Here is a 12,115-nt window from a genome sequence, read left to right as displayed (position 1 = left end):
GCCGATCTCCTGGGCCTCGACCGGGTCGGTGCCGATGACGATTTCTTCCGGCTCGGCGGGCACTCCCTCCTCGCCACCCGCCTGATCGCCCGCATCAGGAGTGTGCTGGGCGCCGAAGTGGGTGTGGCGGCCCTGTTCCGCAACCCCACCCCGGCGGCCCTGGCCCGGCAGCTCGGCAGCTCCCGGCCGCGCCCGGCGCTCGTGCGGCGCGAGCGGCCCGAGACGGTGCCGCTGTCGTTCGCGCAGCACCGGATGTGGCTGATCAACCAGATCGCGGAGGGCGGCGCCCTGTACAACCTGCCGTTGGCAAGCCGGCTGCACGGTCAGCTCGACCGGGACGCGCTCTGGGCGGCGCTAGGTGATGTCGTCGCCCGGCACGAGAGCCTGCGTACCGTCTTCCCGAGCCGGGAGGGGCGGCCGTACCAGCGCATTCTGCGCCCGGAGGAAGCGCGGCCGGAGCTGCGGGTGCTGGAGGTCGGTGATGCCGAGCTGCCCGACCGGCTGGCGGCGTTGGGGGCGGAGTCCTTCTCGCTCGACTCCGAACTGCCGCTGCGAGCCACGCTGTTGAGGCTGGGCCCGGAGGACCATGTCCTCGTGCTGGTCATGCACCACATCGCCGGTGACGCCTGGTCGACGAGGCCGCTGGTCCGCGATCTGGCCGAGGCGTACCGGGCGCGGCGCGCGGGCGAGTCGCCGGGGTGGGCCGAACTGCCCGTCCAGTACGCCGACTACACGCTGTGGCAGCGCGAGCTGCTGGGCGAGGAGACGGACCCACAGAGCGAGGCTACGCGGCAACTGACTTACTGGAAGCGCCAGTTGGCCGGGATGCCCGATGTCCTGCCGCTGCCCGCCGACCGGTCCCGCCCGGTCGAGCTGAGCGACCGTGGAGGCTCGGTGTCCTTCGACGTGGCGCCGGAGCTTCACCAGCGGCTCGTAGCCGCCGCGCGGGACGGCCGGACCACGCTGTTCATGGTGCTCCAGGCGGCGCTCGCGGCCCTGCTCACCCGGCTCGGGGCCGGCACCGACATCCCGCTCGGGACGCCGTCGGCGGGGCGCACAGACCCGGCCGCCGACGACCTCGTCGGGTTCTTCGTCAACACGCTGGTGCTGCGCACCGACACCTCCGGCGATCCCACGTTCCGCGAGCTGCTGGCCCGGGTCCGGGAGACGGACCTGGGCGCCTTCGGCCACCAGGATCTGCCGTTCGAGCGGCTGGTGGGCGCGCTGGGCGTGCCGCGGTCGCTGGCCCGCCACCCGCTGTTCCAGGTGATGCTCGTGCTGGACAACTTCAGCCGGGACACGGCCGCCCTGGACGGCCTGATCGCGGGGCCGAGCCTCGGCGCCCCGCTGCCAGAGGGCGCGGGCAGGGCGAAGTTCGACCTGTCGGTAAGGCTGGCCGAGCGGCCCGGCGCCGGCGGACTGGCCGGGGCCCTCACCTATGCCGCCGACCTCTACGACCGTCCGACGGTCGAGGCGATGGCGGCCCGCTTCACACGCCTGCTTGCGGAGGTCACCGCCTACCCGGACCGGGCGATCGGCGACCTCGACATCGAAACGCTGGAGAACGACTTGACTGGCACCCACCTCGTGCACGAACTGGTGGAGCGGCAGACCGCCCGCACCCCAGGCGCCCCCGCCGTGGCCACCGCCGACGGCACGGTCTCCTACGCCGAGCTGAACGCCCGCGCCAACCGGCTCGCCCGGCTGCTCGTCCGGCACGGTGCCGGTACGGAGAGCACCGTGGCGCTGATGGTGCCGCGCTCGGCGGACATGGTCGTCGCCGTGCTCGCCGTCCTGAAGTCCGGCGCCGCCTACCTGCCGCTCGACAGCGAGTACCCGGCGGACCGGATCGCCTACATGCTCGGCGACGCCGCCCCGGCGCTGGCGCTGACCACGACCGAGGTCGCGGACCGGCTGCCCGAGGCGCCGGGCACGGCCCGGATCGTCCTCGACGCGACCGACACCCGGGCCGCGCTGGCCGGTCTGGCGGAGGCGGACCTGACCGACGCCGAGCGCACGTCGGCGGTCACCGAGGCGACTCCCGCCTGCGTCATCTACACCTCCGGCTCCACCGGCCGCCCCAAGGGCGTCGTCGTGACGCACCAGGGCATCCCCAACCTCGTGCGGGCCCGTATCGAGCCCTACGCCATGGGCGAGGGCAGCCGTGTCCTCCAGTTCGCCTCGCTGAGCTTCGACGCCGCGCTGTCGGAGATCTGCACCCCACTGAGCTGCGGCGCCTGCCTGGTGCTTGGCCCCGCCGACATGCTCGACCAAGTAGCGGTGCTGCCCGAGCTGATCCGCGAGCACGACGTCACACACGCCACGCTGCCGCCCGCCGTCCTCGCCCGGCTCACGGAGGACAGCCTGCCCTCGGTGCGGACCCTGGTGATCGCCGGTGAGGCCCCGCCGGCCGGCCTGGTGGCCAAGTGGGCGACGGGACGCCGGATGTTCAACTGCTACGGCCCCACCGAGACGACCGTCTCCTGCACGATGGCCGGACCGCTGGCGCCCGAGCACGGCATACCCGCGATCGGCGCCGCGCTGCCGAACTTCCGGCTCCACGTCCTCGACGACCGGCTCCGGCCCGTCGAGGACGGCACGCCGGGCGAGCTGTACGTCGAGGGTCCGGGCGTCGCTCGCGGTTACCTCGGCCGCGCCGCGCTCACCGCCCAGCGGTTCGTCGCGGCCCCGTCCGGCGGCCGTATGTACCGCACCGGCGACGTGGTCAGGCAACTCCCTGACCGGCAGCTGGAGTTCGTGGGCCGCGCCGACGACCAGGTCAAGATCCGCGGTCTGCGCATCGAACTCGGCGAGGTGCGCTCGGCGCTGACCGCGTGCCCCGGCGTCGGCGAGGCGGCCGTGGTGGTTCGTGAGGACGAGCCGGGCCGCAGGCGACTGGTCGGCTACCTCACCGCCGCCCCCGGTGTGGGCCTGGACACGGCGGCCGTCCGCGCCCGGCTCGCCGAGCTGCTGCCCGAGTACATGGTGCCGTCCGCGCTCGTCACGCTCGACCGTATCCCGCTCACCGTCAACGGCAAGCTGGACAAGGCGGCCCTGCCCGAGCCGCCCGCCGCCCCGCCCGCCGCCCCGGCCGCCGTCGTCGCCACCCCGCGCGAGGAACTGCTGTGCCGCCTGTTCGCGGAGGTGCTCGGCCTCGGCCGGATCGGCGTCCACGACAACTTCTTCTCCCTCGGCGGCGACAGCATTACCGCCCTCCAGGTGGCCAGCCGGGCCCGGGAGGCCGGGCTCGCCGTGTCGCCGCGCGACATGTTCCGCCACCAGACCGTCGCCGAACTCGCCGCCGCCGTGGAGGCGGTGGACGCGCGGCCGGCCGAGGCCGCGCCCGCCGCCGACGGCGTCGGACCGGTGCCGCCCACCCCAGTGGTGCGTTGGCTGGCGCAGCGGCGCGGCCCGGCAGCCGGGCTCAACCAGTCCGTGCTCCTGCGCGTACCCGCCCTCGGCCTCGACGGGCTGACCCGCGCCGTCCAGGCCCTGCTCGACCGGCACGACGCTCTGCGCCTGCGCCTGTCTGCCACCGGCGTCATCTGGGGCCTGCAGGTGGAGGCAGGCGGGAGCGTCCGCGCCGAGGACGTCGTCCGCCGCGTGGACGTCAGCGCCCACTCCGACGACCCGACGGACCCGGACCTCACCGCGCTGGTCACCGCGGAGGGCGAGGCCGCCCGGCTGCGCCTCGACCCGGAGGCCGGGGCGATGCTCCAGGTCGTGTGGTTCGACGCCGGAGCCGGCCGCCCCGGACGGCTGCTGGTCACCGCCCACCACCTCGTCGTCGACGGCGTGTCCTGGCGGATCCTGCTCCCGGACCTGGTCGCCGCCTGCCGGTCGGCCCAGGACGGTCGGCAACCCCAGCTCGCCCCCGTCGGCACCTCGCTGCGGCGCTGGTCCGAGCTCTTGCTCGCGGAGGCCCAGAACGCCGACCGCACCGCCGAGTTCGACCTGTGGGCCGGGATGCTCCAGGAGCCTGAGCCGCGCCTGGGCTCCGGCCCGCTGAGCCCGGCCCGGGACACCTACGGCACCGCCGAACACCTCTCGGTGCGACTGCCCGCCGCAACCACCGGCGCGCTGCTGACCGACGTACAGGCACGTATGGACGAGGCACTGCTCACCGGCTTCGCCCTCGCCACCGCCCGCTGGCGCGAGCGCCAGGGCTGGGGCGCCGACTCCTCGGTCCTCGTCGACGTGGAGAAGCACGGCCGCGAGGAGATCCGGGACGACATCGACCTGTCCCGCACGGTCGGCTGGTTCACCGCCATCCACCCGCTGCGTCTCGACCCCGGCACCGGCGCCGCCACCACCTCCCTGAAGCGGGTCAAGGAGCAGATTCGCGCCGTCCCCGACAACGGCCTCGGCTTCGGACTGCTGCGCTACCTCAATCCGGACACCGCCGGGGCGCTCGCCGCGTACCCGGCGCCCCAGATCGGCTTCAACTACCTCGGCCGGGTGAGCGCGTCGAGCCTGGAGGACTCGGGCGACTGGGCGGGGGAGTCCCGCATGGACACCCGCGTCGTGCCGTCCGATCCCGGCATGCCGTTCGCCCACGCTTTGGAGATCAGCGCGGTGACCCGGGAGACCCCCGAGGGGCCGCGGCTCGACGTCACTTTCTCCTGGCCCGGCGCCCTGTTCACGGCCGAGCAGATCCGGCAGCTCGCCGAGGAATGGTTCGCGGCGCTGGGGTCGCTCGGCGGCCAGCCCGGCGGACTCACCCCGTCCGACCTGCCCCTGGTCGCCCTCGACCAGGCCGAGATCGACCGGCTCGCGGACGCCCACGGCGGCATCGAGGACGTACTGCCGCTCTCCCCGCTCCAGGAGGGCCTGCTCTTCCACACCCAGTTCACGGACTCCGGCCCCGACGTGTACGCGATGCAGCTCGGCGTCGACCTGGAGGGGCCGCTGGACCCCGCGGCGCTGCGCGCGGCCGGGCAGGCGCTGCTGGAGCGCCACGCCAACCTGCGGGCCGCCTTCCACCACCGGCCCGACGACCGGGCGGTGCAGGTCATCGTGCGCCGCGCGGAGCTGCCCTGGGAGGAGATCGACCTCTCCGGCCTCGACGAGGAGACCCGGCAGGCCGAGCTGGCCCGGCTCACAGACGAGGCCCGGGACACCCGCTTCGACCTGGCGCGGGCCCCCATGGTGCGCTTCCTGCTCATCCGGCTCGGCGCCGAGCGGCACCGGCTGCTGGTCCTCAAGCACCACATCGTGCTCGACGGCTGGTCTATGCCGCTGTTCCTGCGGGACTTGGTCGCGCTGTACCACGGCGAGCAGGCCGCGCTGCCCGAAGTCGTCCCGTACCGCGACTACTTCGTGTGGCTGGCCGGCCAGGACCGCGCGGCGACCGAGGCGGCCTGGCGCGGCGCGCTGGACGGGCTCGCCGAGCCGACGCTGCTGGCCCCGGCGGGCTCGGGCGCCCCCACCCGGATGCCCACGAGTGTCGCCCGGAACCTCTCCCCGGAGGTCACCGCGGCCCTGCGGACCTTCGCGAAAGCTTCCGCGGTCACGCTGAACACCGTCCTCCAGGGCGCGTGGGCGGCGCTGCTCGGCCGTCTGCTCGGCCGCGACGACGTGGTCTTCGGCGCGACCGTCTCCGGTCGTCCGCCGGAGGTGCCCGGCATCGAGTCCATCGTTGGCCTGTTCATCAACACGATCCCCGTCCGGGTGCGCCTGGACGCGGCCGAGGACTGGCACGGCCTGCTGGCCCGGGTCCAGGAGGAGCAGTCCGCGCTCAGCGCCCACCACCACCTCGGACTCGCCGACGTCCAGCGTCTGGCCGGGCTCGGCGGCGAACTCTTCGACACGCTGTTCGTCTACGAGAACTTCCCCACGCCCTCGGGCGGCGACCGTCAGGACACCGCCCTGCGCGCGGCCGCCGTGGAGACCCGCGCGGTCGCCCACTACCCGCTGGCCCTGATCGCCTCCGTGGGCGACGGCCGTCTGCGGTTCCGCCTCGACCACCGCTCCGAGCTGTTCGACACGGAGACCGTCGAGGCCCTGCTGGAACGCTTCACGCGGATCCTGGAGAGCGTCGCAGACAACCCGGGCCGGCCGCTCGCCACCGTCGACCTGGTCGGCGCAGAGGAGTTCCGGCAGCTCGTCGACGGCTGGAACGGCGGCCCACTGGACGTCCCCGCCGGCCCGCCGACCATGACCCACCACTTCGCGCAGGCCGTGGCCGAGGGCCCCGACGACATCGCCGTACGCCTCGGTGACCACCGCCTGACCTACCGTCAGCTCGACGAGCGCGCCAACCAGGCGGCCCACCGGCTCATCGGACTCGGGGTGCGCCCCGAGACCCGCGTCGGCGTCCTGCTGGACCGCTCCGTCGACCTGATCGTCAGCGTCCTCGCGGTACTCAAGGCGGGCGCGGTGTACGTCCCGCTGGAGCCCACCTACCCCGACGAGCGCGTCCGGCTGCTCCTCACCGAGACCCGCTCCCTGGTCCTGCTCACCGACGGCTCCCGCACCGCCCACTGGAGGCAGCAGCTCGCGGACACCGTCGAGGTGCTGGCCGCGGACGCGGACCCGGGCATGACCGAGCAGCCGACGACCGCACCCGCCGTCGACGTCCTGCCCGACCAACTGGCCTACGTCATCTACACCTCCGGCTCCACCGGCGCCCCCAAGGGCGTCGCCGTCAGCCACCGCTCCGTCGTAGAGCTCGCCGCCGACCACTGGTGGAGGCTGGACGGCACCCAGCGCGTGCTCTTCCACTCCCCGCACGCCTGGGACGTCTCCACCCTCGAATGGTGGGTGCCGCTGCTCAACCACGGCGAGGTCGTCATCGCCCCGCCCGGCAAGGTCGACCTGGAGGCCATCGCCTCCCTCGTCGTCGAGGAGGAGATCACCGGACTGTGGGCCTCCGGAGGCCTGTTCCGGCTGCTCGCCGAGACCCACCCGGAGTGCTTCCGGGGCCTGGCCGAGGTGCGCACCGGTGGTGACGTCGTCCCCGCCTACGCCGTCCGCAGGGCGCTCGACGCCTGCGCCGGCACCGACACCGTCGTCACGGCCGGGTACGGTCCCACCGAGACGACCGTGTTCTCCACCCGGCACTCCATGCGCCCCGGCGACGAGGTCCCCGAGAGCGTCCCGATCGGCGCCGCCCTTGACGGCACCCGCGCCTACGTCCTCAGCCACGGCCTGCGCCCCCAGCCGGTCGGCGTGGACGGCGAGCTGTACCTCGCCGGGTCCGGCGTGGCCCGCGGCTACGAGAACAACCCCGGCCTGACCGCCGAGCGGTTCGTCGCCGACCCCTACGGCGAGCCCGGCACCCGCATGTACCGCACCGGCGACCTGGCGCGTTGGCGCTCCGACGGCCTGATGGAGTTCGTCGGCCGCACCGACGAGCAGGTCAAGCTGCGCGGCTTCCGCGTCGAGCTGCGCGAGGTCGAGGTGGCGCTCAGCGACTATCCCGGCATCGGCCAGGCCGTCGCCCTGGTCCGCGAGGACCGCCCCGGCGACAAGCGCCTCGTCGGCTACGTCGTCCCGGACGCCGGCGCCTCGGCCCCCGACCTCGCCGCCCTCCAGGCCCATCTGGCCCAGAGGCTCCCGGAGTTCATGGTGCCGTCCGCGATCGTGGTCCTGGACAGACTGCCGCTGACCTCGCACACGAAGCTGGACCGCAAGGCGCTGCCCGCACCCGAGCAGCACCGCACGGAGTCCGCCGGACAGCCGCGCAGCCCCCAGGAGACCGTCCTGTGCGAACTGTTCACGGACGCCCTCGGTGTGGCCGACCTCGGCATCGACGACGACTTCTTCCTGCTCGGCGGCAACTCGCTGCTGGCCGCTTCCCTGGTCAGCCGGATCCGCTCGGTCCTCGGCTGCGAACTCGGCATCCAGGCCCTGTTCACCTCGCCGACCGTGCGCGGGCTCGCCGAGAAGCTGGCGGGCGGCACCGGACCCGACGAGCACAACGGACTCGACGTCCTGCTGCCGCTGCGTGCCAAGGGAAGCGGCCCCGCCCTGTTCTGCTTCCACGCGGGCGGCGGCCTGAGCTGGCGGTACGCGGGCCTGTTGCGCCACCTGCCCGCCTCGCTGCCGGTCTACGGCGTGCAGGCGCGGGCGTTCTCCACGCCCGGCTACCGGCCCGGCGGCATCGAGGAGATCGCCGAGCACTTCGCCGAACGGATCCGCGCCGTCCAGCCCGAGGGCCCGTACCACCTGCTCGGCTGGTCCTTCGGCGGGCTCGTCGCCCAGGCGGTGGCGACCCGGCTGCACGCGGACGGGGCCGAGGCCGGCCTCGTCGCCGTACTCGACTCGTTCCCCGTGGAGTCTCCCGCGGCGGCCCCCGTGTCCGCCTCCGACAAGCGGAACCTGATGGCGGCGCTGCTGGAGGCGACCGGCCTCGGCGGCCAACTGTCCGAGGGCGTCGAAGCGGACGAGGAGAGTGTCGCCCGGGTGCTGCGCGCCCAGGGCAACGCGCTCACCGACCTGCTGGCCGACCACCTGGCCACGGTGGCGCAGACCTTCCAGGACCACGTCGAGCTCCGCCGGGCCTTCACGCCGAAGGTCTACCGCGGCGACGTGCTGCTCCTCGCGGCCGCTGAGGGCGGCCCCGGAGCCGAGGAGGGAACGCGGCGCTGGCGGCCGTACGTCGACGGGCGCATCGACGCCCGCACCCTTCCCGGCCGGCACGAACAGATGCTGCTGCCCGGCCCGATCGCCGAGGTCGGCCGGATCGTCACGGAACACCTCGAGACCTTCAGTGAGGAGGAGGGGCGATGAAGCGCGACCTCTACGAGATCGGTGAGCTCCCCCCGCTCGGCCACGTCCCGAGCCACATGTACGCGGCCGTGATCCGGCCCGAGCGCTACGGCGAACCCCGGCAGGCGATCCAGGTCGAGCCGGTCGAGGTCCCGCCGGTGGGCCGCGGCCAGGTCCTGGTCATGGTGATGGCGGCCGGCGTCAACTACAACGGCGTGTGGGCCGGTCTCGGCACCCCCGCCGACGTCATCGCCGCCCGCCGCAAGCAGGGCGATCCGCACGACTTCCACATCGCCGGCTCCGAGGGCGCCGGCGTGGTCTGGGCGGTCGGCGAAGGCGCCACCCAGTACAAGGTTGGCGACCCGGTCATCATCGCCGGGGTCCAGTGGGACGAGTCCGCCCCCGACATCCGCATGGGCGTCGACCCCACCGCCTCCAGGTCGCAGAAGGCGTGGGGGTACGAGCTGAACTTCGGCTCCTTCGCCCAGTTCACGGTTGTCGACGAGTACCAGGTGCACCCCAAGCCCGAGCAGCTCACCTGGGAGCAGGCCGGCTGCTTCCTCGGTGGCGGCTCCACCTCGTACCGGATGCTCACCGGCTGGGCCCCGCACATCGTGCGGCCCGGCGACCCGGTGCTGATCTGGGGCGGGTCCGGAGGGCTGGGCTCCATGGCGATCCAGCTCACCGACCACTTCGGCGGGATCCCCATTGCTGTGGTCTCCGACGACGACAAGGCCGAGCACTGCCTGAAGCTGGGCGCCCGCGGCGTCATCAACCGCCGCGGCTTTGACCACTGGGGCAGGCTGCCCGACGCGAACGACGCCGCGGAGTACGCCCGTTGGCAGGCAGGGGCCCGCGCCTTCGGCCGAGCCATCTGGGACATCCTCGGCGAGCGGCGCTCCCCGCGGATCGTCCTGGAGCACCCGGGCCGGGACACCCTGGCCACCTCCGTCTACGTCTGCGACCACGCCGGCATGGTCGTCACCTGCGCGGGCACCAGCGGCTTCAACGGCGACATCGACCTGCGGGTCCTGTGGATGTTCCAGAAGCGTCTCCAGGGCTCGCACGCGGCCAACGTCCGGGAGACCCGGGCCGCCATCAACCTGGTGGCCTCCGGCCGGGTCGACCCGTGTCTGAGCCTGACCCTGCCGTTCGCCGAGATCGCCGACGCCCACCAGCTCGTCTACGAGAACCGGCACCCGGCCGGGAACACGGCCGTCCTGGTCAACGCGCCGGGAACGGGCCTGACTTCGCTCACCTGAGCGTGGGAGGGGCACCGCACGTTCAGCCCGTGTTCAGGCCGTCCGGCGGTGCCACGGGCAGGGTGGACGTGTCCCACACCGTGCCCAGCACTGGAGGAAGCGTGTCCCTGCCCTACCGCCTGTCCCTGGTGGACGTCGTCACGGAGCTGCCGGCCGACCTCGCGGACGGCGCGCCGAGAACCCCTCTGATCATCCGGGGCGCCGACGCGCTGCGGAAGGTCACCGGGTGGACGATCCGGCACGTCGCCGAGAGCTACGAGCGGCACGGTGTGCAGGCCTGGGCGCCGGCTGCCGGCGGGGGTACCCGGTTCGGCCCTGGCATCGACTCCGAGCGAGTGTCCCTGCGCGCGGACGAGATCGTCGAGCGGGTCACCGCCGGCACGGGCGCGGACGTCGTCTACTTCCCGCAGGTCTCCCTGCTCAAGGAGATCGCGGAACTCGCGGACGACGTGGAGCTGCCTTCCGCGATCCCCGCGCAGCGCATCTCCGACCTCAACCTCTGGATGGGCTCGAAGGACTACACGACCCAGCTCCACTTCGACATGGCGCAGAACCTCTACGTCCAGATCGAGGGCCGCAAGCGGTTCCTGCTGTTCCGGCCGGAGGACTTCGGCCGCATCCAGACCGGGCTGCGTGGCGGCATGCACAACGCGAGCGCCATCGACCCGGAGGCCCCTGACCTGGAGGCCTTCCCGGAGTTCGCCGGCCTCGATGCCTGGGAGGCGGTCCTCGAACCCGGCGACCTGCTCTACCTGCCACCGTTCTGGTGGCACCAGGTCTCCGGCCTGCAGGGCGGGGTCTCGCTCAGCATCTGGTGGCGCCCGGCCGTCGAGGATCACGCCACGGCACCGGCGCTCCTGCACCACCTGCGGGCGGGGACGCTCGGGGGCGGCGGCATCGGCGCGCTCCTCAAAGTCTTCGACTTCACGGGTCTCAGCGGCACGGACGCCTCCGCGACCGCGCTGCTCGACCTGGCCCGCCATCTGAACGAACGCGGCCACCACGCCGCCGCGGCCGGCCTGGGCGCCGCGGTGGTCCGGGCGGCCCTGGACACCGACAACTTCACAGCCCCGGACGAGCGGACGGTGCGGCGCTGGCTGGCGCCGGCCGGAGGCGGCGAGGTCACCCAGGCCGACGTCGCCTCCGCCCTCGACGAGCTGACCGACCCGCACTGGACGACGGCCTTCCACGCGGCCTTCGGCCGCTTCCTCGTCGCCGCCTGACCCGGACACCGAACAACCTAGGGAGAAGCACCACATGGCGACCACCGACACCGTTGCCGCGGCAAGGCTCACCGGATTCAGCGGCGACCCCGACTACTTCCGTATCAAGGAGTACCGGACCTTCGAACCCGAGGCCGTCGTCGACGTCCTCAAGGGCCGCAGCGCCGGCGTCGTCTTCCGCGGCGTGATCGCCCCGGACACCTGCGCGGAGCTGTCCGGGCGTTTCTGGTCCAGCCCGGACCGCGAGCGCAGGACCTCGGTCGCGCCCAGCTACTACCTGGGCACGTACCACTACCACAAGACGACCCGGAACTACCTCGACGAGTCCGAGCGCACCGCCGCCGCCCTGGAGAGCGTCCTCGACATCCCGCGGGACCCGCTGACCGAGTTCTACGACGGTCTCGCCAAGGCCCTCGCACCCGAGGGCGTCACCGTGCGCCGCGCCGAGCACGACGGCCGCCAGGCCTGCCGGGGCCTGCTGCGCTCCTGGCACGGCGCCGGCGACTACACCCTCGACCCGCACGAGGACACCTCGCAGTGCGCCGAGCCCCGCCAGGCCGACTTCGAGATCCAGGGCGTCCTCGACCATGAGGTGTGCGCGCTCAACATCTGCCTGGAGAACGGCGACGGCGGCCGCCTCGCGGTGTGGAACATCCAGCCGGACGAGGAGAGCAAGCGCCGACTCGGCCTGGAGCACAGCGGCTCGCCGTACCCGATGGAGACTCTCGACAGCATCGAGTGCCAGTGGCTGGAGATCAACGCCGGGGACGTCTACGTCTTCAACGGCGGCCACATCCACGCCGTCGAGCCCAACATCGGCGCCGACAGCCGCCGTACCACGCTCGCGGGCATCTTCGGCTTCGTCGACCGTGACACCGTCGCGTTGTGGACATGAAGTCACTGGTCCTGGCCGGCATC

At 73.2% G+C, this 12,115-nt stretch carries 4 protein-coding genes; all 4 read left to right on the top strand.

Features of this window, described 5'->3' with window-relative positions; translation table 11 throughout:
- Window positions 1-9: 9 nt before the first annotated feature.
- The 4 genes from PV734_RS42600 to PV734_RS42585 all read left to right on the top strand — a co-directional run bounded on the left by PV734_RS42600 (window position 10) and on the right by PV734_RS42585 (window position 12,092).
- Window positions 10-8,733 (top strand): non-ribosomal peptide synthetase, encoded by an 8,724-nt coding sequence (locus PV734_RS42600; protein ID WP_319294732.1) that lies wholly within the window; start codon window positions 10-12, stop codon window positions 8,731-8,733.
- Window positions 8,730-9,974 carry a crotonyl-CoA carboxylase/reductase gene (ccrA, locus tag PV734_RS42595; RefSeq protein WP_319098130.1) on the top strand — a complete coding sequence of 415 codons (1,245 nt, stop codon included), beginning with the start codon at window positions 8,730-8,732 and terminating at the stop codon, window positions 9,972-9,974. Before PV734_RS42600 ends, ccrA begins: the two co-directional genes overlap by 4 nt.
- A 101-nt stretch (window positions 9,975-10,075) precedes the next feature.
- On the top strand, window positions 10,076-11,197 hold the full coding sequence (locus PV734_RS42590; RefSeq protein ID WP_319098129.1) for a cupin-like domain-containing protein: 1,122 nt from the start codon (window positions 10,076-10,078) through the stop codon (window positions 11,195-11,197).
- Window positions 11,198-11,231: 34 nt separating this feature from the next.
- A complete protein-coding gene (locus tag PV734_RS42585; RefSeq protein ID WP_319098128.1) occupies window positions 11,232-12,092 on the top strand; it encodes a hypothetical protein in 861 nt (286 codons plus the stop codon).
- The last annotated feature ends 23 nt before the right edge of the window (window positions 12,093-12,115 follow it).

Source organism: Streptomyces sp. AK08-02 (assembly GCF_033795085.1).
In the GTDB taxonomy this organism is placed as follows: Bacteria; Actinomycetota; Actinomycetes; order Streptomycetales; family Streptomycetaceae; genus Streptomyces; species Streptomyces echiniscabiei.
Note: the sequence above shows the minus strand (reverse complement) of the source record. Positions and strands in the feature narration are given on the sequence as shown.